The 22,214-nt window shown below is 62.6% G+C and carries 23 protein-coding genes; 12 read left to right on the top strand and 11 right to left on the bottom strand.

The genetic code is table 11. From position 1 onward, the window contains the following. The first annotated feature begins 168 nt into the window (after positions 1-168). The 8 genes from AC0L2M_RS01180 to AC0L2M_RS01145 all read left to right on the top strand — a co-directional run bounded on the left by AC0L2M_RS01180 (position 169) and on the right by AC0L2M_RS01145 (position 8,235). Entirely contained in the window at positions 169-2,013 is a 1,845-nt protein-coding gene (locus tag AC0L2M_RS01180) for a TRAP transporter large permease (RefSeq protein WP_473533943.1), read from the top strand. 29 nt (positions 2,014-2,042) lie between these two features. Further along, complete coding sequence (locus AC0L2M_RS01175; RefSeq protein ID WP_287217357.1) at positions 2,043-3,059, top strand: TRAP transporter substrate-binding protein; 1,017 nt, start codon at positions 2,043-2,045, stop codon at positions 3,057-3,059. Positions 3,060-3,139: 80 nt separating this feature from the next. Further along, positions 3,140-3,943: an SDR family NAD(P)-dependent oxidoreductase gene (locus AC0L2M_RS01170; RefSeq protein WP_473533811.1), complete on the top strand. Its 804-nt coding sequence runs from the start codon at positions 3,140-3,142 to the stop codon at positions 3,941-3,943. A gap of 8 nt (positions 3,944-3,951) precedes the next feature. Further along, positions 3,952-4,803 (top strand): IclR family transcriptional regulator, encoded by an 852-nt coding sequence (locus AC0L2M_RS01165; protein ID WP_287217555.1) that lies wholly within the window; start codon positions 3,952-3,954, stop codon positions 4,801-4,803. Continuing rightward, on the top strand, positions 4,800-4,976 hold the full coding sequence (locus AC0L2M_RS01160) for a hypothetical protein (protein WP_473533810.1): 177 nt from the start codon (positions 4,800-4,802) through the stop codon (positions 4,974-4,976). The genes AC0L2M_RS01165 and AC0L2M_RS01160 overlap by 4 nt, the downstream gene beginning before the upstream one ends. Further along, positions 4,976-6,601, top strand: a complete 1,626-nt coding sequence (locus AC0L2M_RS01155) for an acyl-CoA synthetase (RefSeq protein WP_287298743.1) — start codon at positions 4,976-4,978, stop codon at positions 6,599-6,601. Before AC0L2M_RS01160 ends, AC0L2M_RS01155 begins: the two co-directional genes overlap by 1 nt. 10 nt (positions 6,602-6,611) lie before the next feature. Then, positions 6,612-7,370 (top strand): SDR family NAD(P)-dependent oxidoreductase, encoded by a 759-nt coding sequence (locus tag AC0L2M_RS01150; protein ID WP_287217353.1) that lies wholly within the window; start codon positions 6,612-6,614, stop codon positions 7,368-7,370. A gap of 10 nt (positions 7,371-7,380) precedes the next feature. Next, positions 7,381-8,235, top strand: coding sequence for a PCC domain-containing protein (locus tag AC0L2M_RS01145; protein ID WP_287217351.1), 855 nt, complete (start codon positions 7,381-7,383; stop codon positions 8,233-8,235). Between the two features lie 92 nt (positions 8,236-8,327). Here AC0L2M_RS01145 and AC0L2M_RS01140 read toward each other — a convergent pair whose 3' ends face one another. The 7 genes from AC0L2M_RS01140 to AC0L2M_RS01110 all read right to left on the bottom strand — a co-directional run bounded on the left by AC0L2M_RS01140 (position 8,328) and on the right by AC0L2M_RS01110 (position 13,720). After that, positions 8,328-9,311: a branched-chain amino acid ABC transporter permease gene (locus AC0L2M_RS01140; RefSeq protein WP_473533809.1), complete on the bottom strand. Its 984-nt coding sequence runs from the start codon at positions 9,309-9,311 to the stop codon at positions 8,328-8,330. Continuing rightward, positions 9,311-10,198, bottom strand: a complete 888-nt coding sequence (locus AC0L2M_RS01135; RefSeq protein ID WP_473533808.1) for a branched-chain amino acid ABC transporter permease — start codon at positions 10,196-10,198, stop codon at positions 9,311-9,313. The genes AC0L2M_RS01140 and AC0L2M_RS01135 overlap by 1 nt, the downstream gene beginning before the upstream one ends. A 69-nt stretch (positions 10,199-10,267) precedes the next feature. Continuing rightward, positions 10,268-11,455, bottom strand: a complete 1,188-nt coding sequence (locus tag AC0L2M_RS01130; protein WP_413468402.1) for an ABC transporter substrate-binding protein — start codon at positions 11,453-11,455, stop codon at positions 10,268-10,270. Between the two features lie 54 nt (positions 11,456-11,509). Continuing rightward, the gene (locus AC0L2M_RS01125) at positions 11,510-12,256 is read right to left on the bottom strand and encodes an ABC transporter ATP-binding protein (protein ID WP_128172131.1); all 747 of its coding nucleotides are present in this window, start codon (positions 12,254-12,256) and stop codon (positions 11,510-11,512) included. After that, positions 12,249-13,004: an ABC transporter ATP-binding protein gene (locus AC0L2M_RS01120; protein ID WP_128172132.1), complete on the bottom strand. Its 756-nt coding sequence runs from the start codon at positions 13,002-13,004 to the stop codon at positions 12,249-12,251. The genes AC0L2M_RS01125 and AC0L2M_RS01120 overlap by 8 nt, the downstream gene beginning before the upstream one ends. A 318-nt stretch (positions 13,005-13,322) precedes the next feature. Next, positions 13,323-13,523 (bottom strand): hypothetical protein, encoded by a 201-nt coding sequence (locus tag AC0L2M_RS01115; protein ID WP_287217349.1) that lies wholly within the window; start codon positions 13,521-13,523, stop codon positions 13,323-13,325. A 50-nt stretch (positions 13,524-13,573) separates the two neighbouring features. Further along, positions 13,574-13,720: a hypothetical protein gene (locus AC0L2M_RS01110; RefSeq protein WP_287217348.1), complete on the bottom strand. Its 147-nt coding sequence runs from the start codon at positions 13,718-13,720 to the stop codon at positions 13,574-13,576. A gap of 180 nt (positions 13,721-13,900) precedes the next feature. On the opposite strand from AC0L2M_RS01110, the gene AC0L2M_RS01105 reads away from it, so the two are divergent. From AC0L2M_RS01105 to AC0L2M_RS01095, 3 genes are all read left to right on the top strand, one after another. Next, complete coding sequence (locus tag AC0L2M_RS01105) at positions 13,901-14,995, top strand: glycosyltransferase family 4 protein (RefSeq protein WP_473533807.1); 1,095 nt, start codon at positions 13,901-13,903, stop codon at positions 14,993-14,995. 75 nt (positions 14,996-15,070) lie between these two features. Next, the gene (locus AC0L2M_RS01100; protein WP_236388119.1) at positions 15,071-17,239 is read left to right on the top strand and encodes an amylo-alpha-1,6-glucosidase; all 2,169 of its coding nucleotides are present in this window, start codon (positions 15,071-15,073) and stop codon (positions 17,237-17,239) included. Positions 17,240-17,386: 147 nt separating this feature from the next. Beyond that, positions 17,387-17,596 carry a hypothetical protein gene (locus AC0L2M_RS01095; protein WP_287217343.1) on the top strand — a complete coding sequence of 70 codons (210 nt, stop codon included), beginning with the start codon at positions 17,387-17,389 and terminating at the stop codon, positions 17,594-17,596. A gap of 221 nt (positions 17,597-17,817) precedes the next feature. On the opposite strand, the gene AC0L2M_RS01090 is transcribed toward AC0L2M_RS01095, so the two are convergent. From AC0L2M_RS01090 to AC0L2M_RS01075, 4 genes are read right to left on the bottom strand one after another with little or no spacing between them, the layout of a single operon-like run. Next, entirely contained in the window at positions 17,818-17,991 is a 174-nt protein-coding gene (locus AC0L2M_RS01090) for a hypothetical protein (protein WP_287217342.1), read from the bottom strand. Positions 17,992-18,024: 33 nt separating this feature from the next. Then, complete coding sequence (locus tag AC0L2M_RS01085) at positions 18,025-19,152, bottom strand: WD40 repeat domain-containing protein (RefSeq protein ID WP_473533806.1); 1,128 nt, start codon at positions 19,150-19,152, stop codon at positions 18,025-18,027. A gap of 14 nt (positions 19,153-19,166) precedes the next feature. Continuing rightward, positions 19,167-19,493: a hypothetical protein gene (locus AC0L2M_RS01080; protein WP_473533805.1), complete on the bottom strand. Its 327-nt coding sequence runs from the start codon at positions 19,491-19,493 to the stop codon at positions 19,167-19,169. Continuing rightward, a complete protein-coding gene (locus AC0L2M_RS01075) occupies positions 19,490-19,966 on the bottom strand; it encodes a hypothetical protein (protein ID WP_287341655.1) in 477 nt (158 codons plus the stop codon). Before AC0L2M_RS01075 ends, AC0L2M_RS01080 begins: the two co-directional genes overlap by 4 nt. Before the next feature lie 562 nt (positions 19,967-20,528). Between AC0L2M_RS01075 and AC0L2M_RS01070 the strand changes: the two genes are divergently transcribed. Then, positions 20,529-22,202: an aromatic/alkene/methane monooxygenase hydroxylase/oxygenase subunit alpha gene (locus tag AC0L2M_RS01070; RefSeq protein ID WP_023799652.1), complete on the top strand. Its 1,674-nt coding sequence runs from the start codon at positions 20,529-20,531 to the stop codon at positions 22,200-22,202. Positions 22,203-22,214: the final 12 nt, after the last annotated feature.

Raw genomic sequence — 22,214 nt, 5'->3', positions numbered from 1 at the left:
ATCGGTTATGCGAAATTATAGGTCCATAATATAGACCTAAGTGCGAAGATCTGGAACGAGCGGGAGGAGATCGCTTCGTTCCGATTTCGGCGTGAGCGTTTCAGGCAGGCGTTGTTGCCTGGTCCGAGCGGAGGAGCTTGAAGCATGGCAGCCGCCAGCAACAACACGATGATCGTCGACACGCCGGCCGAGGTGCTGGATGCGCGGCCAGGGTCGCGGCTGATGTGGCCGGTCGAGGCGGTGGCCTCGATCCTGCTCGTCTTCGTCATCGGTCTGCTGCTCGCCGGCGTCATCTCGCGCTACGTGCTATCGCTGCCGATCGTCTGGATCGATGAGGCCGCCTCCATCTCCTTTCTCTGGCTCGCCATGCTCGGCTCGGCGATTGCCATCGACCGCAACGAGCATCTGCGTCTTACCATCTTCCTCAACCTGATCCCCGAGCGCGGCCGCAACTTCGTGGACGCCCTCGCTTTGCTCGTCGTGGCGACGGTGCTACTCGCGCTGATCGTGCCGGCAAGCCAGTATGTACAGGAAGAGTGGTACGTCACCTCGGCGGCGCTCAACATTCCGATGAGCTTCCGCGCCTCGGCAATTGTCGCCGGGCTGGCATTGATGTCGGTTATCGCCGTGGGCCACGCGATCCGCGCAGCGACGCTCGCCAACCTGGCCGCCGCTGTCACAGTGATTGCCGCACTGGCCGTGTTCGGCTGGCTGCTTTCGCCATTGTTCCTCACGCTCGGCTACGCCAACATCGTCATCTTTCTCGTCGGCGTGGTGGCGGTCTGCCTTCTGCTCGGCGTGCCGATCGCTTTCTGTTTCGGCGTCGGCACGATCGCCTTCATCGCCTTCAGCACGCACGTGCCGATGATCGTGCTTGTCGGCCGCATCGACGAGGGGATGTCGAGCCTCATCCTGCTGTCGGTGCCGATCTTCGTTCTGCTCGGCTGTGTGCTCGACGCGACAGGCATGGGCAAGGCGATCGTCGAATTCATGGCGTCGCTGTTCGGCCATGTGAAGGCCGGCATGTCCTACGTGCTGCTGGGCTCCATGTTCCTCGTCTCGGGCATTTCCGGTTCGAAGGTTTCCGACATGGCGACTGTCGCTCCGGCACTTTTCCCCGAAATGAAGCGGCGCGGCCACAAGCCCAAGGAGATGATCGCGTTGCTCGCAACCGGCGCTGCGATGGCCGATACGGTGCCGCCGTCGATCGTGCTGATTGTGCTCGGCTCGGTCGCCGGCGTTTCGATCGCCGCGCTCTTCACCAGCGGCTTCGTCATCGCCGTGGTTCTGTTGCTCGTCCTTGCGGTGCTCGCGCGCTGGAAGGCTTTGGGCGAAAGCATGGAAGGCGTACATCGCGCTCCGTTCTCGCTCGTCTGGAAGACCCTGCTCGTCTCCGCCCCCGCACTGGTGCTTCCCTTCCTGATCCGCGGCGCCGTCGGCGGCGGCGTCGCCACCGCCACCGAGGTTTCCACAATTGCCGTGCTCTATGCGCTGGTCATCGGCGCCTTGTTTTATGGCGGCATCGGCACGAAGAAATTCTACGCCATGCTGGTCGAGACGGCGGCGCTGTCCGGCGCCATCCTGCTCATCCTCGGCACCGCCTCGGCAATGGCCTGGGCGCTGACGCAAACCGGCTTCGCCAATCAACTGGCCATCTACATGACCGACCTGCCGGGAGGCTGGTTCTCCTTCATGCTCGTCACCATCGCCGTCTTCATGGTTCTCGGCTGCGTCCTTGAAGGTCTGCCAGCGATCGTTCTTATGGCGCCGATCATGTTTCCGATCGCCGCTCGGCTGGGCATCAACGACGTGCACTATTCGATGGTCGTCGTGACGGCGATGAACATCGGGCTCATGGCGCCGCCTATCGGCATCGGCTTCTACATCGCCTGCAAGATCGGTGACGTCTCGCCCGACGAGGCCATGAGCGCCATCTGGCCCTACCTCGGTGCGTTGCTTGCCGGCCTGTTGCTGATCGCCGCCGTCCCGCCGCTGTCGGTAGCCTATCTCTAGCCACTCGGATTCAACCAGGAGGAAACACAATGACCATCACCCGCCGCAGCTTGATGATAGGCGCAGCCGCATCCATCCCGCTCGTGAGCACCATCCGCTACGCCGGGGCGCAGGCGGCGGAGTTCAACTACAAATACGCCAACAACCTGCCGCTCACCCACCCGATGAACCTGCGCGCGCAGGAAGCCGTCGAGAAAATCCGCGAGGAGACCGGCGGCCGCGTCGCCATCCAGATATTCCCCAGCAACCAGCTCGGCGCCGACACCGACATGCTGAGCCAGGTTCGCTCGGGCGGCGTCGAATTCTTCACGCTGTCGCCGCTGATCCTTTCCACGCTCGTCGCCAATGCCTCGATCAGCGGCATCGGCTTTGCCTTCTCGGACTACGACGCCGTGTGGGCGGCGATGGATGGCGACCTCGGCAAATATGTGCGCGGCGAGATCGAGAAATCGAACCTGGTCGTCATGGAAAAGATCTGGGACAACGGCTTCCGCCAGATCACCAGTTCCGTCGGCCCGATCGAGACGCCCGCGAACCTCGAAGGCTTCAAGATTCGCGTCCCGGTCAGCCCGCTCTGGACCTCGATGTTCACCGCCTTCAAGTCGGCGCCGGCCAGCATCAACTTCGCCGAAGTGTATTCGGCGCTGCAGACGAAGATCGTCGACGGGCAGGAAAACCCGTTCGCCATCATCTCCACGGCCAAGCTCTACGAGGTGCAGCAGTTCTGCTCGGTCACCAACCACATGTGGGACGGCTTCTGGTTCCTCGCTAACAAGCGGGCCTGGGAGGCGATGCCGCAGGACATGCGCGAGATCGTCGCCAGGAACCTCAACGAGGCCGGCGTGAAGGAGCGCGAGGACGTCGCCAAGCTCAATGCCACGCTTGAGCAGGAGCTCGCCGCCAAAGGCATGAAGATCAACCATCCGGATGCGACCCCGTTCCGGCAGACGCTGAAGGACGCCGGCTTCTACTCCGAGTGGAAGGGCAAGTACGGCGACGAAGCCTGGGCCATCCTGGAAAAGGCTGTTGGCGCCAGCCTGACCTGAGTGCAGGGCAGTTCCCGGGCGGGCAGGGCCTGTGGCTCAACCGCCCGATAACAGCCGCGATTTTTGTAAGGAATTCGATGGTGGTCGACCGGCTCAGGGGAAAATCCGCAATCGTCTTCGGCGCCGGGTCGTCCGGACCCGGCTGGGGCAACGGCAAGGCAGCGGCGGTCGCCTTCGCACGCGAAGGCGCGCGTGTCGCCTGCGTCGATCTCGCTGCGGCGGCCGCCGCTGAAACCGCGGCGATCATCCGCGACGAAGGCAATCAGGCGATCGCGTTGTCGGCCGACGTGACCAATCTGGCCTCAGTCGAGTTGGCAGCAGCGGCGGCAATGGAGGCGTTCGGCGCCATTGACATCCTGCACAACAATGTCGGCGTGACCCATATGGGCGGTCCCGTTGAACTCGATGAGGACGCGTTCCAGGCCGCCCTCGATCTCAACATCGGATCGGTCTACCGCACCGCCAAGGCGGTGTTGCCGCATATGCTCAAGGGCGGCGGCGGTGCGATCGTCAATATCTCGTCGCTCGCCGCGATACGCTACGTCGGTTATCCCTATTTCGCCTATTATGCCGCCAAGGCCGCGGTGAACCAGGCCACCGTGGCGCTGGCCATGCAATATGCGCGTCAAGGTATTCGTGCCAACTGCATCATGCCGGGCCTGATCGACACGCCGATGATTTATAAGCAGATTTCCGGCCAATACGGCTCGGCCGACGAGATGGTGGCCGCCCGCAACGCCATGGTGCCGATGGGGCGGATGGGAACAGCGTGGGACGTCGCTGCGGCGGCCGTGTTTCTTGCCTCCGAGGAGGCGCGCTTCGTCACCGGCGTTTGCCTGCCCGTCGATGGCGGCCAAAGCTGCGCCGTCTGCGAGCTCCGCTGACCATGGACATCGCGCCGCCCCCAGAACGCGATCAGACCGGCTCGCAGAGCGTCGACCGGGCGCTCAGCCTTCTTTCGATGGTTGGCCGGCACGCCGACCGCGGTGTTTCGCTCTCCGATATCGTCGAGGAAAGTGGGCTCAACAAGCCGACAACGCGCCGCCTGCTGCTGGCGCTGATGCGCGCGGGAATGATCGAGCAGGACGAGACGACGCGGCGCTATTATCTCGGCGAGGAGACCTACGTGCTGGGCAGCCTCGCCTCGCGACGTTTCGGCTTGCTTCAGGTCTCGATGGAAAGTCTGCTGCGCCTTTCGAAGAAGACCGAGGATGCTAGCTTCCTCTCGGTTCGCCGCGACACATACTCAGTCTGCCTCTATCGCGAAGAGGGGACCTACCCGGTCAGGACCCACGCGCTGCAGGCCGGCTTCGAGCATCCACTGGGCGTCGGCGCCGGCTCCCTCGCCATGCTCGCCGCACTGCCCGACGAGGAAGTGGAAGCGGTGCTGGCCGCCAACGACGCGGTGCTCAAATCCGACTACCCAATGCTCCCGGTCGAGCAGATCCGGCGCGACGTCGAAACGACGCGCGCCAACGGCTATTCGCTCAATCCCGGCCGCATCGTCGCCAATTCCTGGGGCGTCGGGGTTGTGCTCCGCAGCGCGGACGCACGGCCAGTCGGCGCACTGTCGATCGCGGCGATCGACAGCCGGATGCAGCCGGCAAGACAAATCGAACTCGTCGGATATCTCATGCTGGAGGCAAAGCGCGTCGAGGAACGGCTTGCCCAGATGTTCGCCTCGCGCGCGCATATGCGCGAGCACCCTACCCTGAAGCCGCGCACCAGGAGGTTGTCACAATGACGAAGGCTCACACCAACGGACGGGCGCATTCCGCGTTCGGAAAGTCGGAATTGGAAAACACCGGGCAGTCGATGGCGACGGCAGCGGCGTCCACGCCTGCTCATGCCGGCGTCGATCCCGGCGACGTTGACGCCATTTTCGTCTACGTGTCGTTGCTGGAGCGCGCCAAGTAATGACCCTGGCCCCAGGCGGCGTGACGCCTTCCTCCACGCGCGTCATGAACCTCTCGCATTTTTTGACCCAGGCGGCACGCCGCAATCCGCACGACATCGGCTTCGTCTGGCGCGAGCGGCAGTGGACATGGCGCGAGATGGAAGCGCGCGTCAACGCGATGGCCGCTGCACTCCGCGACGCGTTCGGCGTGACAAAGGGCGACCGTATCCTCATCCAGTCGGCCAATTGCAACCAGATGTTCGAATCAATGTTCGCCTGCTTCCGGCTCGGGGCCGTCTGGGTGCCGGCGAACTACCGCCAGTCGCCGGACGAAGTCGCCTACCTCGCCAAGGCGAGCGGCGCGCGTGGCCTGATCTGCGGCGCGGGCTTCCCGGCTCATGCTGCTGCCTGCCGGGAAACAGCCCCCGGGATCGACTTCGTCCTGTCGATCGGCGCGGCCGAATTCGGCGATGACTACGACACCGTCGCCGCCCGTTTTGCCGGCCGGACCGTTGCCAGCGTCGCCGTCGATCGCGACGATCCCTGCTGGTTCTTCTTCACCTCCGGCACGACCGGCCGGCCGAAGGCCGCAGTGCTCACGCATGGCCAGATGGGCTTTGTCATCACCAATCATCTGTGCGACCTGATGCCCGCCACGACCCGCGACGACGCCTCGATCGTGGTGGCGCCGCTGTCGCATGGGGCCGGCATTCATCAACTCGTGCAGGTGGCGCACGGCGCCAAGTCTATCCTGCTGCCAACCGACAAGCTCGACGTGCCGACGGTCTGGGCGCTGGTCGAAAAATGGCGGGTGACCAACGCCTTCACCGTGCCGACCATCCTCAAGATGCTCGTCGAGGACGACAGCGTCGACCAGTTCGACCATTCCTCGTTGCGCTATGTCATTTATGCCGGTGCGCCGATGTACCGCGCCGACCAGAAGCGGGCGCTCGAGAAACTGGGGCCGGTTCTGGTCCAGTATTTTGGCCTGGGGGAAGTCACCGGCAATATCACTGTGCAGCCTCCTTCCTATCATTCCGTCGAGGATGGCCCGCAAGCGCGCATCGGAACCTGCGGTTTCGAGCGCACAGCCATGCAGGTCGAGATCCAGGACGACGCTGGCAATGCCGTCTCGCCGGGCGAAACCGGCGAAATCTGCGTGATCGGGCCGGCAGTCTTCGCCGGCTATTACGACAACCCGCAAGCCAACGCCGCAGCGTTCCGCAACGGCTGGTTCCGGACCGGCGATCTCGGCCACATGGCCGAGGACGGCTTCGTCTACATCACCGGCCGCTCGTCCGACATGTATATCTCCGGCGGCTCCAACATCTATCCGCGCGAGATCGAGGAGAAGATCCTGCTCCATCCCGACATCAGCGAAGCCGCCGTTCTCGGCATTCCCGATCCCGTCTGGGGCGAGGTCGGCATCGCGGTTTGCGTCGCCCGCGCCGGCGTTGTGCGCGAAACGATCGCGATTGAGCGCTGGCTGGAAGGCAAGCTCGCCCGCTACAAGATGCCCAAGCGCTTCGTGTGGTGGGAGACGATGCCCAAATCGGCCTATGGCAAGATCGCCAAGAAGTTGATTCGCGAAGAGCTGGAGCGCCGCGGCGAGTTGGGACCGCCCGAGCCGAAGCTCTCGGCATGAGGAGCAGGCGATGAACAGCAGCCACCAAAGCCGCGCCGTGGCGATCACCGGCGGCGCATCGGGCATCGGCCTTGAGACGGCGCGCCTGCTGACCGAGCGCGGCTTCGAGGTCTTCCTCCTCGACCTCGCCGCGCCGGCGCTGGGTTCGGCCTGCGCGGATCTCGGCCTGCGCCAGGAACGCGGCATCGTCTGCAACGTCGTCGACGAAGCGGCTGTCGACGAGGCCATCGGCCGGATCACCGCCGCGCACAGCCTCACCGCAGTCGTGAACTGTGCCGGCATAGCGATGGACCGGCCGTCGGTCGAGACCAGCGTCGAGGATTTCCGCCGCATTGTCGACGTGAACCTCACCGGAACGTTCATCGTCTCGCGGGCTGCGGCGCGCTACTGGCTTGAACGGGAGCTGCCGGGAGCGATTGTCAATATCAGCTCTGTTTCTGGTCTTTGCGGCAACAAGGGCCGCAGCGCCTACGGCGCATCGAAGGGCGGCCAGAATCTGCTCACGCTCGTCATGGCCAATGAGCTCGGCGTCGATGGCATACGCGTCAACGCCGTCGCACCCGGGCCGATCGAAACGCCGCTGACGCAGGCCGTCCACACCGAGGATGTCCGCCGGCAGTGGTTGGATCGCGTGCCGCAGCGCCGCTACGGCACGCCGCGCGAGATCGCGGGAGCGGTGGCTTTCCTGATTTCAGACGAGGCCAGCTACATCAACGGCCAGATTCTCGCCGTCGATGGCGGCTTCATCCATGCCGGCCTTGTCGCCTGAGATGGCTCCGATGCGCAGCATCCGCCATCCCGGCCCGATGTCGCCGGAACGTTTTGCAGCGATGCCCTGCGCCGCAGAGCGGCTGACGCTGCGGCTTGAAGTCGGCAGCTCGATCAATGACGCCGTGGCGCAGGCCCTCGCGGTCGCCGGGTTCAGCGGCGGGTATATCCGCCTGCGCAACGCGCGGGTTGACCCAATGCGCTACGTCATCCCCGCCGCCTCTCCCGATGGCACGCACGCCGCGTGGTACAGCGATACATTCGCACCGGAAGGCATAACGGTCATCGAGGATGCGGGCCTCGTCGCCGGCCGGCGCGACGAGCGGCCATTTTTTCATTGCCATGGCATCTGGCGCACCCCCGACGGCGTGCGCCGCATGGGCCATCTCCTGCCGCTCGACTCGCGCTTGGCGGAGCCGGTTGAGGTCACCGCCTGGGGTATCGAGGGCGCGCTGTTCGACGTGCGCGACGACGCCGAGACGAATTTTCGCCTTTTCGCGCCGATCAGAGCTCCGGTCCTGGATCAGCGCCGCAACCGCCGCGCAGCCATCTGCACGGTAAAGCCCAACGAGGATATCGGCCAGGCGATCGAAGCCATTTGCCGACGGCACGGCTTTGACCACGCCTCGATCCAGGGCATCGGCAGCCTGGTCGGCGCGGATTTCGACAACGGCTCGGCGGTCTCCTCCTATGCGACGGAAGTTCTCGTCACGGACGGCGCCGTGCGCTCAGGTCGTTGCACGCTCGACATCGCGCTGGTCGGCATGGACGGTGTGATATCAGCAGGTCGCCTTCGCCGCGATGCTAACCCCGTCTGCGTGACGTTCGAACTGCTGGTTGTCGCATCCAATGAGAAATCTGCATAGCTGAGGATGCTGACCACGCTGTGCGCCCGTGTCCGTTGCGGCCCCACTTGGTCGACCGTGGATCATCCGAAATTTAAGGTTTCACGACCCGCTCAGAGCGGTTTTCGGATCCATTTTGCCAGGACGCCAACGATGCCTTCCCGGAACGACAGCACCGCGACAACGAAGATGATGCCCTGGCCGATCGTGACCCAGTCGCCGAATGTGGCGAGGTAGTTCTGCATCGTGACGATGACTGCCGCGCCGACGATCGGTCCGAACACCGTGCCCATGCCGCCCAATAGCGTCATCAGCACGACTTCGCCGGACATCGTCCAGTAGACGTCGGTAAGCGACGCCAACTGGAACACGATGGCCTTGGTTGCGCCGGCGACGCCGGCGAGCGTGGCCGACAGCACGAATACGGCGAGCTTGTAGCGGTTGACCCGATAGCCCAGCGAGATCGCGCGCGGCTCGTTCTCGCGGATCGCCTTCAACACTTGGCCAAACGGCGAATGGATGATCCGATAGATCAGCAATATGCCGGCGAAGAAGATGGCGAGCACGAAGAAATAGAGAACTTCGCTCGAACGCAGGTCGATCAGCCCGAACAGATGGCCGCGCGGCACGGCCTGGATGCCGTCCTCGCCGCCGGTAAACGCCGCCTGCAGCGAGAAGAAATAGATCATCTGCGCAAAAGCCAGCGTCACCATGGCGAAATAGATGCCGTGGCGGCGAATGGCGAGCGAGCCGATGGCGAGACCGAGCACGGCTGCCACCAGCGTGCCCGCGATAATGGCAAGTTCAGGCGTCAGGCCCCACACCTTTGCCGCATGGGCCGAGACGTAGCTCGCCATGCCGAAATAGGCTGCGTGGCCGAAGGACAGGAGACCGCCAAAGCCGAGCAACAGGTTGAAGGCGCAGGCAAACAGCGCGAAGCACAGCACCTTCATGACAAAGATCGGATAGAGCAGAAATGGCGCGGCGATGAGGAAGACGAACAGCGCGGCGAAGATCGCAAGGTGATGACGGGGCATGCCCGCGGCGCCGACGGACGTTATGGCCGCCATAGCGATCGGGTTGGTGTCGGTTGTCATCACACACTCCGTCCAAACAGACCCGCGGGCTTGACCAGCAGCACGAGCGCCATGATGACAAAGATCACCACTGCCGAGCCTTCCGGATAGAATACGCGGGTCAAGCCCTCGATCAGCCCAAGCCCGAAGCCGGTGAGGATCGAGCCCAGTATCGAGCCCATGCCGCCAATGACGACGACGGCAAAGACGACAATGATCAGGTCTGCCCCCATGTTCGGATTGACAGCATATATCGGCGCGGCGAGCACGCCGGCGAAACCCGCGAGTGCGACGCCGAAACCATAGGTGAGTGTGACCAGCAGCGGCACGTTGATGCCGAACGCGCCGACCATGGTCGGGTTCTCGGTCGCAGCCCTGAGATAGGCGCCAAGCCGGGTCTTTTCGATGATCAACCAGGTCGCGAGGCACACGATGAGGGAAGCCACGATCACCCAGGCGCGCGAATTGGGCAGGTACATGAAGCCAAGATTGTACCCGCCGTTCAGAAGCGGCGGCGGCGGGTACGGCAGGCCGGATACGCCGAAAAACTGGCGGAAGAAGCCGACGATGATCAGCGCCAAGCCGAATGTGAGAAGCAGCCCGTAGAGATGGTCGAGGTGATAGAGCCGTCGGATCAGGACGCGCTCAAGCACGATGCCGGTGACGCCGACAATCGGCGGGACGATGAACACAGCCCACCAGTAACCGACGCCAAGATAGTTGAGCAGCATCCAGGCGCCGAAGGCGCCCAGCATGTACTGGGCGCCATGCGTGAAATTGATGATGTTCAGGAGACCGAAGATGACCGCCAGCCCGAGGCTCAGAACCGCATAGAAGGAGCCATTGATCAGCCCGAGCAGCAATTGCCCGAACAGGACCTGAGGCGGAATTCCAAGCAGTTCGAACATGGTCGCTCCAGCTGACTTATCGACAAAACGACGCGCCGAGCTGTTCGGCGCATCGTTAGCGAGGCTCGCTTACTTGACGAGCGAACAGCCGCCTTCGGCGAGCGGGCGGAACGCCTTGTCGGCCGGAATGGTGGCCACCGTCTCGAAATAGTCCCATGGAGCCTTCGATTGGTCCGGCTTCTTGACGCGGAACAGATACATGTCGTGCAGCTTGCGCCCGTCGGCGCGGATGGTGCCCTTGCCGAACAGCGGATCCTCGGTCGGCATTTCCTTCATTTTGGCCATCACCTTGGCTGCATCCTTGTCGCCGACGGCCTCGACGGCCTTAAGGTAATGCAGGACAGAAGCGTAGACTCCGGCCTCGATCATCGAAGGCTTTTGTCCGGCATTCCGCTCCTGGAATCGGGCAGAGAACTCCCGCGTTTGATCGTTCTTGTCCCAGTAGAACGCGCTGGTGAGCACGAGGCCTTGCGCCACTTCGAGGCCAAGCGCATGCACGTCGTTGATGAACATCAGCAGGGCGGCGAGCGCCTGGCCACCCTGGGTGATGCCAAACTCCGACGCCTGCTTGACCGCGTTGATCGTGTCGCCGCCGGCATTGGCGAGGCCGACGACCTTGGCGCCCGACCCTTGCGCCTGCAGCAGGAAGGACGAAAAATCCTGGCCGGGGAAAGGATGACGGACGGCGCCGAGAACCTTGCCGCCCGATGCTTCGACGACCGCCGTCGTATCGCGCTCGAGCGCGTGGCCGAAGGCGTAGTCGGCTGTGACGAAGAACCAGCTATCGCCGCCCTGGGCGACCATGGCCGAGCCCGTGCCGTTGGCAAGCGCCCAGGTGTCGTAGGTCCAGTGGACGGTGTTGGGCGAACAGGCTTTGCCGGTGAGGTCGGACGAGGCCGGACCCGAGGCGAGGAAGATCTTGTTCTTCTCCTTGGTGATCTCGTTGACGGCGAGTGCCACCGACGAGGTTGGCACATCGGCAATTACATCGACATTTTCGGTGTCGTACCACTGGCGGGCGATGTTCGAGCCGACGTCCGGCTTGTTCTGGTGGTCGGCGGAGACGATCGACACATTGATGCCCTTGTCCGTCGCCTTGAAGTCTTCGACCGCCATCTGGGCCGCGATGACCGAGCCTTCGCCAGCGATGTCTGCATAGATGCCGGAACGGTCATTCAGAACGCCGATCTTGACATCTGTGGCGTAGGCCGCGCCGGCCATCAGCAGGCTCGCCGTCGAAGCCAGGACAAATCCCATTTTTCTCATCGCTATTTCCCTCCGATTGCGGCGCAACGCGCCGTTGATGATTGTCTAGACACCGAGATAGGCGTGCAGCTTGTCGATGTTGGCGTCGAGTTCGCGGTTGGGGATGGTGTCGATCACGCGCCCCTGTTCCACCACGTAATGACGGTCCGCCACCAACGCGGCGAAATGAAAATTCTGTTCGACGAGCACGATCGTGAATCCCTCGTCCTTGAGCCGGGCAATGGTGCGGCCGATCTGCTGCACGATCACCGGCGCAAGCCCTTCGGTCGGCTCATCGAGCAGCAAGAGCTTGGCGCCCGTCCGCAGGATCCGGCCGATGGCGAGCATCTGCTGTTCGCCGCCCGATAGTTTTGTGCCCTGGCTCGAAAGCCGTTCCTTCAGGTTCGGGAAGAGCTCGAAAATCTGCTCGACGGTGAGCCCACCAGGGCGCACCTGCGGCGGCAGCATCAAATTCTCCTCGACAGAGAGGCTGGAAAAGATCGCCCGCTCCTCGGGGCAGTAGGCGATGCCCATCTGTGCGATCAACCGCGACGGCAGCTTGATCGTCTCCCGACCCTCGTAGGTGACCGAGCCCGAGCGCCTGGAGAGAATTCCCATGATGGCCTTCAGCGTCGTCGTCTTGCCGGCGCCATTGCGGCCGAGCAGCGTCACCACTTCGCCTTCGCCAACCTCGAAACTCACGCCGTGAAGCACATGGCTCTCGCCGTACCAGCCCTGCAGGTTATCGACGCGAAGCAGGGGTCTCGTCGAGGGGCCAGCAGCCGGCCTGCTTGCAAGTTCAACTTCAGCCATGTCCGGCCCCGATATAGGCTTCGATAACGCGCGGATCCTTGGAAACCGCAGCATAGTCGCCTTCGGCGAGGACTTTGCCGCGCGCGAGCACGGTGATGCGGTTCGACAGCGAGGCGACGACCGACAGATTGTGCTCAACCATCAAAATGGTGCGGTTCTTGGCGATGCGCCGGATCAGCGCCGAGATGCGCTCGATGTCTTCCTGCGCCATGCCGGCCATGGGCTCATCGAGAAGCAGCATTTCAGGGTTCAGCGCCAGCGTCGTCGCGATTTCAAGCGCGCGCTTGCGGCCGTAGGACAGATCGCTGGCGCGGATGTCTGAAAACGCGGTCAGGCCGACATCGGCGAGAAGCGCCGCACCCTCGCTGTTGAACCTGGAGAGCACTGTTTCGGAGCGCCAGAAATCGAAACTGTCGCCGCGCCGGCGCTGCAGCGCGATGCGGACATTCTCGAGAGCCGTCATGTGCGGAAACACCGCCGATATCTGAAAGGAGCGCACAAGGCCCAGCCGCGCGATGTCGGCCGGCTGCATCCTGGTGATGTCGCGGCCCTGGTAGCGGATCGCGCCGCGCGTTGGCTGGAGGAATTTGGTCAGCAGGTTGAAGAGGGTCGTCTTGCCTGCGCCGTTGGGGCCGATCAGCGCGTGGATCGATCCTCGCTCCACCGTCAGGTCGACATTGTTGACGGCGACAAAGCCCCCAAATTCCTTAGTCAATCCCGCCGCTTCGAGGATCGCCCCGGAATTCATGCGCGGCAGCCCTCGCCGGTCATCGGCGTGAAAACGTGGAACCGCGCTGCGAGGCCATCCGCCCCCAGGGTGACTTCCATGGTTTCCTCCCGTGGCACTTCCGCCCGCAACAAACGACCTAATGCACATCGCGTCAAGGCCGCAATTGCCGGCGCTGTGGCACGCAGCGATCATTTTCGAATTGCAATGTCGAAGCGGCGCAAACGACAGGCGTGACGTGCCGTAATCCGAACCTATCCCAATCCGAACCCATCCGGCCGAGCCGTTCGAAATTCCGCCCGACTGATTGGGCCGACTGATTGGATGAATGCGAAAAGCTCAGCTGCGCTGGCTCGAGTTGGGGTTTTCCCGGTCTGCCCGGGTGGTCTTGCCTTTCGACGCTTTCGATCCGCCGCCCCATTCCTGGGCGTTCCTGGCCTGCGCGCCGCCCTTGGCCGGTTGCTTGGCCTTGTCGCTGCCATTTGCCTTCTTTTCCGATACAGGCTGGTCGGCTTTCGCAGACGAATTGGTTTTTGTCATGTGTCACTCCTCTCGATGGTCGCAACCATTATGTCTGCCTCCGGCGCCGGTTAGTCCTTGCCGCGTTTTGGGTCCTTGCCGGCAGCCTGGCTGCTCTTTTGCGGCTTGTCCTTCTTGTCCTGATTGCCACGGCGGTTGCCGCCGTGCTCACCGCTCGATCCCTTGACGGCTTTTGTGTCCTGGAGCTTCGTAGCCATCTGGTTCTCCTTTTGGTCCATCCACCTGAACTCGCCTGACGCGGCGATTGTTCCCGCCGGGAACATATCGGCCCTTCGAGAGTTGGCGCAGGAGGAGGACCGCACCGCAATGAACGCGAGGAAGGGGATTGCCGTCGGAGCTTTTTGAAGGATGACCTTCGCTTTCGAGAAGTGTTGCAGATGAAGATTGCCCAGATCGCCCCCCTTACCGAAGCCGTGCCGCCGCGGACCTATGGCGGGACCGAGCGGATAGTTTCATATCTGACTGAAGAGCTTGTTCGACAGGGGCATGACGTGACCTTGTTCGCCAGCGGTGATTCACGCACCTCTGCCGAATTGGTCCCGTGTTGCGATATTGCATTGCGCCTGAATCCCAGGGTTCGGCACGACATTCCCCACCACGTGATGATGCTTGAACAGGTGCGCAGGCGGGCCGATGAATTCGACGTGCTGCATTTTCACATCGATATTTTCCACTTCCCGGTAGTCCGGGACTTTGCCGAGCGAACCGTTACGACGCTCCATGGACGGCTCGACCTCCCCGACCTGGCTCAGCTTTATTCAATGTTTGATGACATTCCGCTGGTTTCGATTTCTTACGATCAACGCTGGCCCATGCCGCCTGTCCGTTGGGCCGGAACGGTGTATCACGGTCTGCCTCGCGATCTTCTGCCGTTTCGCCCGAAAGCCTCGGGCTATCTCGCATTCCTCGGCCGCATCTCACCGGAAAAGAGACCGGAAACGGCCATTGAGATTGCTGCGCGTAGCGGAATGCCGCTGAAGATCGCCGCCAAGATCGACAAGGTAGACCAATCCTATTGGAAGGAGAGGGTCGAACCCCAGGTGCTTCGAAATCCGAAGGTGGAATTCATCGGCGAAATCGACGAACGGCGAAAAGCAGACTTTTTGGGTAATGCGGCAGCGCTTTTGTTCCCTATCGACTGGCCGGAACCCTTCGGACTCGTAACCATCGAGGCGATGGCCTGTGGCACGCCCGTGATAGCGTTCAGGCGCGGTGCCGTTCCGGAGGTCATCGACGATGGTGTGTCCGGGTTTATCGTCGACACAGCAGACGAAGCTGTGGACGCGGTACGGCGGATCAACGGCCTCGATCGTGCACAGGTGCGACGAACTTTTGAAGAGCGGTTCACGGTCGAGCGCATGTGCCGCGACTACGTGGCGATCTATGGCTCGCTCTCGGAGGACATGGCGAAAGCACTTGGCTCTCAAAACCAGCGCGCTAAAAATGCCGCAATGATGACTATGTCTACCTGACCGAGCAAGGCGACGGCTCGGCTGCTCGGATCAGCGCCTGAGCCGTTGGTCGCTTCTGGACGGGAGGGGTTGACCATGACCACTCAACTCGAAGACCGCAAGATTGATCCAGCCGTGGCGCTCCCGGCAATCGACGAAACGGCGCCGCGCGAGCCGCATCGGCAATTTGCGCTGAAACACGAGGATTGCTTCGTCGTCGCAGACAGCTACGGCGACATACGCGGCACCGGCGACGGGCTTTTCCGTGACGACACGCGTGTTTTATCGCGCTTCCGCCTGTTCATCGGCGGCCGGATGCCGTCGCTGCTCGGCGCCTCGCTGTCGCAGGACAATATCCTGTTCACCGCCAATCTCACCAATTTGGCCACTATCGGGCCGAATGGCAGCGAAGCCTTGCCGGGCGTCGTCCACGTCGATCGGACGCGGTTCATCTGGCAGGACCGCATGTTCGAACGCATCAAGTTCACCAACTACTCCGCGCGCGAGGTGGTTCTGCCGGTCAGGCTCGACTTCGACGCCGATTTCCGTGACATGTTCGAGGTGCGCGGCACTACGCGTAGCCGCCGCGGCCGCGCGCACGACGCACTGGTCGGCGAGGCGAGCGTAACGTTCCGATATGAAGGCCTCGACAATGTGGCGCGTCAATCGGTCATCGCGTTCTCGATCAAGCCCGATCAGGTGCACCCCAATCACGCCGATTTCCTCATTGTCGTGGCAAGGCGTGACAGCAGAGCATTGTACCTGGAGGTGGGCCACAGCGAAGAAACCCCCTCCAGCGACCGCTTCCGCGCGGCCGCTGCGCGAGCCCGCTTCGCCATGCGCTCAAAGCGCCGGCAGGGCGCCACCGTCTTCAGCTCCGGCCGCGTGTTCAACGACTGGCTGACACGCACGCGCGCCGACATCGCGCTGCTGACGACCGATCTGGAGACCGGGCCATACCCGTATGCCGGCATCCCCTGGTTCTCGACGGCTTTCGGCCGCGATGGCGTCATTTCCGCCTTGCAGATGCTTTGGCTCAATCCAGACCTTGCCCGCGGCGTACTGGCCTTTCTTGCCCACTATCAGTCGACCGAGACCTCTGTGTTCGACGACGCCGAACCCGGCAAGATCATGCATGAGACCCGCAAGGGGGAGATGGCGGTGCTGCGCGAGTTGCCGTTCGGCCGCTACTATGGCGGCGTCGATACCACGCCACTCTATGTCTATCTGGCTTCGTCCTACGCCGAACGCACCGGAGACGAGGCGTTTGTCGACCGTATGTGGGACTCGCTGGGCGCTGCCACTGCCTGGATGGAAGAGGTCGGAGCCCGCAACGGGGAGGGCTTTGTAACCTACAACAGGGCGGCCGACACGGGTCTGTTCAACCAAGGCTGGAAGGACAGTTCCGATGCCGTCTTCCATGCCGACGGTACCATCCCCAAAGGGCCGATCGCATTGGTCGAGGTGCAAGGTTATGCCTTCGCCGCATATCAAGGGATGGCGGCGCTGGCCGCCCGGCGCGGCGACGACGCCAAGGCGGCGCACTGGAGCGCCCTGGCAGAGAGGATCCGTCAGGCGGTCGAGACGCATTTCTGGATGCCGGACCGCGATTTCTATGCTTTGGCGATCGACGGAGAAGGCAAGCAATGCGCGGTCCGCACGTCCAACGCCGGTCACCTGCTTTATGTCGGGCTGCCGTCGGCGGAACGGGCGCAGGCACTTGCCAGCCAACTGCTCTCTGCTCACCTTCATAGTGGTTGGGGCGTTCGCACACTGGCCGACGACGAGATCCCATTCAACCCGATGTCATATCATAATGGCTCGATCTGGCCGCACGACACCGCGCTCTGCGCCTCCGGGCTCGCCCGCTATCACGAACGCGACAGCGTCGTGAAGCTGATGAGCGGTATGTTCGAGGCGGCGGTCCGTTTCAACATGCGGCTGCCAGAGCTGTTCTGCGGCTTTACGCGTGCGGCCAGCGATTCACCGGTGGCCTACCCGGTCGCCTGTCTGCCGCAAGCCTGGTCGGCTGGCTCCGCTTTCATGATGCTGCAGGCTTGCCTGGGCATTCGGGTTGACGGCTGGAAACGCGAGATCACTGTGGAACGCCCGCGGCTGCCTATCGGCATCGACAACATCGTTATCCGCCACCTGGCGATTGGCGAGGCGAAAGTCGATCTCATCTTCGAGCGCATTGGCGACCGTGTTGTGTGTTATCTCGACCACCGTCATGAGGGTCTGGTGCCTCTGGTGGTGCGCTCATAACTAAGGCCGGCAAGCGGCCACTGGCGTCAGCTGCTGTCGGCAGAGGGCCAGCAAGCGCACGCCGCCCAGGCTCGTCTTGAACCACCTCCCGGAACACAATGTCGCGGCAAACGTTGCCAAGACAATCGATTGTCTTTGAAGGATGCCATGGCGATCCGTCGAAAAGCCGAGGAAGCTGGTATTTTCGATCCGTCCGAGTTGGCTCTGCTGGCTCGGGCGTTCGAGCAGCTCAAGCTTGAAGGTCAATCGACTGGTCAGCGTGAGGCGCTCGCGTCTCGGATTATTGCCAACTACATGGCCGGCGTGACCGACGAGACAGAACTGACTTCCCTATCAAGGCAGCCGTTGGGCCGATAGCGCCGCCCTCTTGGCGGTCCGCCGCTGGGTGAGGGCGCGTAACGGGGGCTCCGCCGCGCCCGACCAGCAAGCCGGCTCCCAATGTGCTCCGTGATGGACACTGCCAGTCGCAATCTGAAGGAATGGCATGCACAGCCAGCTCTGCGCAAACCTGTACGGCGAATCCGCCTGAAAGCTCCTTCGGAGCTATGGCTTTCGAGCGCAATTGAGTGGTCGTGAGTTTAGTTGGTCTTCAACTGGCCGACGCGGTTTTCGGCAATCCAGCGGGCGGCAAGCACCAATGCGCCCATACTGAAATCCTTGCCGTGTTTGGCCACCATTTCTTCCGACAGCTTGGCGAGCCGTTCGAAGCATTCGTCCTTGCTCTCGTCCTTGGGGGTGGGTTCGGTTTGCATCCTGTGCTCCTTTTGCATGCGGGCCTGCCTTTGCTATTTAAACATCTGCGCGGGAAAGGTGACGATCGCGGCGGTGCCGTCGACTGCGCCCACTGCTAGGTGGCGTCCGTCGCCGGACCAGGCAAGCGCGGTCACCGCGCTGCCCAGCGGCCTGACGAGGAGTTCGTCTCGCGCGCCGATCTGGGCGATGGTGATCCGGCCGTTGGCATAGCCGGCCGCAATCAGTTTTTTCTCCGGGTGCGCAGCCACTGTCTCGACCGGAACCAGCCCGGCTCGGCCAGTCTCCAGCGCGCCCGAGGTGTCGCCGTCAAGTGGCGGAGCGGTCATCGACCAGCCGGCGATCCGGAAGGCGCCCGACGCAAACAGCGCATGCTCCGGCATGCTCCAGCACAGTGTCCGGACCGGCGATGGAAACCCCGCGACGATGCCGCAGCGATCATCGGTCATGCTGACCAGGGCAAAGCCCCCTGTTTCGAGCCCGCAGGCCAGCCATGTGCCATCGCCACTCCAGCGGATCGACACCGGGCGCGCCGAAAAAGACACCTCGCGCATCGGGGTAGCATCGCCGTCGACCGCCCAGATCGACAGTCCATCATCCCGGCCGCAGGCTAGGCGCCGCCCGTCTGGCGAAAAGGCAAGCGCATCCGTGGACGGTGTCGCATCGTGTCGCAGTCGTACCGCATCGCCTTGGCCGCGTGCCAGGAAGACATCCTGCCCGTTGGCGACGGCTGTTATGGCCGTCCGGGGGTTGTGGTCGACGGCGACGACCGGCCCGTCGATCTTGACCAGCGTCTCCATCAGCTTGCCGTCCGCGGCCAGATGCACCGCTTCGCCAGCCGCCGTTCCAACGAGGAAGCCGAAGGAAAGATAGCTGGCGAGCGGGACGTCTCCATCCCCCAACGCAGCGGTGGCGATCAATGGTGCCGGTGGCTTCTCCCGCGGGCGGATCGTCGTCTGGCCGAGATCGCCGCTCACCCTGATCCGCGATTCCGGCGGCTCCTGGTCCGCGACTGCGGCTATGGCGACCGTTCCGTCGACGCTGGTGTATGCGACAGCCGAGCCATCGACGCTGAAGCGCAGGTCGGCGATCGCCGACGGGCGACGCCAGCTTCGCGCCAGCAGGTCGAACAAGGTCAGGTTCTGTATCGCGTGCTGGTTCATGACCATTCCCTTCGTCAGTTACCCACCGTCGCCGCGAGGCTGCGGTCGACGTCCTCGACGTCGGCTTCCGCGGCGGCGATGCATTGCTCGCACCTCGCGCCTTCCTGCATGACCGCCGCGGCTCTCTCCTCCGCCTCATGCAAATCCTGCACCAGTTGCGCGCTGGCGCCGCTCCTGCCGATTTCGAGTTCCAGGCGCAGCACATCCATCTCGATACCGGCGCGTATCTGATTGAGCCGCAGCGCCTCGGCAGTCAGCGCGGAGACGTTGGCGACAAGATCGAGCCGGCGGGCGAGCAACATGTCACGCCTGGTAGTTTGCCCCATCGGATCCTCCATCATTTTTCGGTCCCAGCCGTCGGTCCGGGTGGTTTTTCGAAAGCCGACAGCAATTTGGGCAATGTGCCGGCCTGCGACTGGAACTGTTTTTCGGCCGTTTCGATGTGGCTCTTGAGTTGATCCCAGATGTCGACACGGATCATCGATGTCGTATCGCCGGTAAGGCGCTCGATCTCCTCGACGCGGAACTGCCGCGACAGCGAAACGCCGGAAAACACGAAGTCGCGCAACAGGATCGCATGGTTCTCGATGAACAGATGGATCATCGGATGCGTTTCCGTGGTGACGCCGCCGGCGGCAAGCTCGGCCCGGATGAAGTCCTGGAAGTGGCTCTGGAGGCGATGTTGGCTCTCGCCCATGAAGCGCATGACAAAGACCAGGTCACTGGGCATCAGCCTGACAAGATCGCCGGTGACGCCGTCAGCCTGGCTGGACATTGGCTCGGGCTGCCTCCGGCTGTCTTTGTCGTTCGCCACGGTTTTTCTCCAGTGCGAGGCCCGTCCGTGAGCCATCGGCCTCAAATAGTAGAGAAAGGAGAAGAATAAAATAGATGATGTGTGTTTTTCAAATTTGCTGCGAACGCTAACTTGTATATCGCGATTGCGAATAGATATTAAATATTACATGCGTACGTTACAACTGTAAAAGAACGTTACAGTTGCCGTTCATCTTCATGTGCCGAAAGGGCGGCGATTTGTTTTTAGCGTCAGGCACGAGCGCCATTTTCAAATTGGCACGGCGTTTGCTTTATACATTTCCACAAGAAGCCCATCGCGCTTTTGACGCGGTGCCAAAAGAACGAAGGAACGGAGGAAGCAGGTCACGTCCGCTTCGATACGCCCATCGCATATGCGGTTGGCTCCGCGGTCCCTGCCAGACGCCTCGAGAACCTTTGCCACGATCCACTTGAATGGCCGGACCATGAGTCGCGCCTGAATGCGCAACCCTTTGTCGTGCCGTTCGCACTCTCACTTGCGGCGCTGTGCGCCGCTTCATGCCGGGGTCAAGGGACCTGCGGCTCAAACCTGGTGGAGGCTTATGACCATGACGTCTCTGACGCTCAACAAGATTACCTCGCAACGCGGAATCTCCGTCGGCGAGGCAACCAAGAAGATTGCCGATCTCGGCTGGAATCCTTCCTACGTCCAGGAAGCGATGACGTTTCCGACGGACTACAAGATCAACAAGACGCCGCGCGACCCGATGAAGCAGGTTTTGCGGTCGTACTTTCCGATGCAGGAAGAGAAGGACAACCGGGTCTACGGCGCGCTGGATGCGGCGCTGCGCGGCGACATGTTCCGCAATGTGGAACCGCGCTGGGTCGAGTGGATGAAACTCTTTCTGGCGATCATTCCCTTCCCGGAAATCTCGGCTGCCCGCTCGATGGCGATGGTCGCCCGTATCGCTCCTGGCGAGGAACTCAGGACCGGCTTCACGATGCAGATGATCGACGAGTTCCGGCACTCGACGATCCAGATGAACCTGAAGAAATGGTACATGGAGAACTACATCGATCCGGCTGGCTTCGACATCACCGAGGAAGCCTTCGGAAAATGCTACGCCACGACCATCGGCCGGCAGTTCGCTGAAGGCTTCATCACCGGCGACACCATGACTGCCGCCTGCATGTACCTGACCGTGGTGGCCGAAACCGCCTTTACCAACACGCTCTTTGTCGCCATGCCTTCGGAAGCCGCCCGCAACGGCGACTATGCGCTGCCGACCGTCTTCCTGTCGGTGCAGTCCGACGAGAGTCGGCATATCGGTAATGGCCACTCACTGCTGATGGCGGCGCTCAAGGAGCCGGAAAATCACCTCTTGCTCGAGCGCGACCTGCGCTATGCCTTCTGGCAGAACCACGCGATCGTCGATGCGGCCATCGGCACCTTCATCGAATACGGCACCACCAACCGCGACAAGAACAAGGAGTCTTACGCGGAAATGTGGCACCGCTGGATCTATGAGGATTACTACCGCACCTACATGCTGCCGCTCGAGAAATACGGCATCAAGGTCCATCACGACGACGTCCAGGCGGCCTGGGAACGCATTACCAAGAAGAACTATGTCCACAAGGTCGGGCAGTTCTTCGCGGTCGGCTGGCCGGTCAATTTCTGGCGCATCGAAGCCCAGACCGACAAGGACTTCGAGTGGTTCGAGCACAAATATCCGGGCTGGTACGCCGAATTCGGCGACTTCTGGAAATGGTACGCCAAGCTCAGCCACAAGGGCGAGAAAGTGCTGCTGTTCAACAGCGACGTCGGCTACGTCTATCCACATCGCTGCTGGTCCTGCCTTGTTCCCTGCCTGATCCGCGAGGATATGGTGGTCGGCGAGATCGACGGCCAGTTGCACACCTTCGCCCACGAACTCGACAAGTGGACTGCCACCGTGGCGTTCGCCGACGAATATCAGGGCCGTCCGACACCCGCGATGGGCCGCTTCAGCGGCAAGCGCGAATGGGAGACGCTCTATGACGGCTGGGATCTGGCCGATGCCATCAAGGACCTGAACTTCGTCCGCTCTGACGGCAAGACGCTGGTCCCGCAGCCGCATATGCGTTTCGCCGACAAGGAGATGTGGACGCTGGACGACGTGCGAGGCAACAAGCTCGGGTCGCCGCTCAACGCGCTGCGTGCCATGTCACCCGCGGACCGTGAGAAGCACCTGGCGGAATACCGGGCCGGCTTCACGATCACCCCCTGCAACTGATCAGGCCAAAGG

This window comes from Mesorhizobium sp. WSM4806 (assembly GCF_055811635.1).
This window is presented reverse-complemented; position numbering and strand designations above follow the sequence as displayed.

Coding starts and splice junctions, on each gene's coding strand:
- AC0L2M_RS01155 (WP_287298743.1), top strand. CDS start 4,976: ATGACCCTGGCCCCAGGCGGCGTGACGCCTTCCTCCACGCGCGTCATG.
- AC0L2M_RS01160 (WP_473533810.1), top strand. CDS start 4,800: ATGACGAAGGCTCACACCAACGGACGGGCGCATTCCGCGTTCGGAAAG.
- AC0L2M_RS01110 (WP_287217348.1), bottom strand. CDS start 13,720: ATGGCTACGAAGCTCCAGGACACAAAAGCCGTCAAGGGATCGAGCGGT.
- AC0L2M_RS01135 (WP_473533808.1), bottom strand. CDS start 10,198: ATGTTCGAACTGCTTGGAATTCCGCCTCAGGTCCTGTTCGGGCAATTG.
- AC0L2M_RS01115 (WP_287217349.1), bottom strand. CDS start 13,523: ATGACAAAAACCAATTCGTCTGCGAAAGCCGACCAGCCTGTATCGGAA.
- AC0L2M_RS01085 (WP_473533806.1), bottom strand. CDS start 19,152: ATGAACCAGCACGCGATACAGAACCTGACCTTGTTCGACCTGCTGGCG.
- AC0L2M_RS01105 (WP_473533807.1), top strand. CDS start 13,901: ATGAAGATTGCCCAGATCGCCCCCCTTACCGAAGCCGTGCCGCCGCGG.
- AC0L2M_RS01180 (WP_473533943.1), top strand. CDS start 169: ATGATCGTCGACACGCCGGCCGAGGTGCTGGATGCGCGGCCAGGGTCG.
- AC0L2M_RS01090 (WP_287217342.1), bottom strand. CDS start 17,991: ATGCAAACCGAACCCACCCCCAAGGACGAGAGCAAGGACGAATGCTTC.
- AC0L2M_RS01095 (WP_287217343.1), top strand. CDS start 17,387: ATGGCGATCCGTCGAAAAGCCGAGGAAGCTGGTATTTTCGATCCGTCC.
- AC0L2M_RS01150 (WP_287217353.1), top strand. CDS start 6,612: ATGAACAGCAGCCACCAAAGCCGCGCCGTGGCGATCACCGGCGGCGCA.
- AC0L2M_RS01140 (WP_473533809.1), bottom strand. CDS start 9,311: ATGACAACCGACACCAACCCGATCGCTATGGCGGCCATAACGTCCGTC.
- AC0L2M_RS01070 (WP_023799652.1), top strand. CDS start 20,529: ATGACCATGACGTCTCTGACGCTCAACAAGATTACCTCGCAACGCGGA.
- AC0L2M_RS01120 (WP_128172132.1), bottom strand. CDS start 13,004: ATGAATTCCGGGGCGATCCTCGAAGCGGCGGGATTGACTAAGGAATTT.
- AC0L2M_RS01100 (WP_236388119.1), top strand. CDS start 15,071: ATGACCACTCAACTCGAAGACCGCAAGATTGATCCAGCCGTGGCGCTC.
- AC0L2M_RS01080 (WP_473533805.1), bottom strand. CDS start 19,493: ATGATGGAGGATCCGATGGGGCAAACTACCAGGCGTGACATGTTGCTC.
- AC0L2M_RS01130 (WP_413468402.1), bottom strand. CDS start 11,455: ATGGGATTTGTCCTGGCTTCGACGGCGAGCCTGCTGATGGCCGGCGCG.
- AC0L2M_RS01175 (WP_287217357.1), top strand. CDS start 2,043: ATGACCATCACCCGCCGCAGCTTGATGATAGGCGCAGCCGCATCCATC.
- AC0L2M_RS01145 (WP_287217351.1), top strand. CDS start 7,381: ATGCGCAGCATCCGCCATCCCGGCCCGATGTCGCCGGAACGTTTTGCA.
- AC0L2M_RS01125 (WP_128172131.1), bottom strand. CDS start 12,256: ATGGCTGAAGTTGAACTTGCAAGCAGGCCGGCTGCTGGCCCCTCGACG.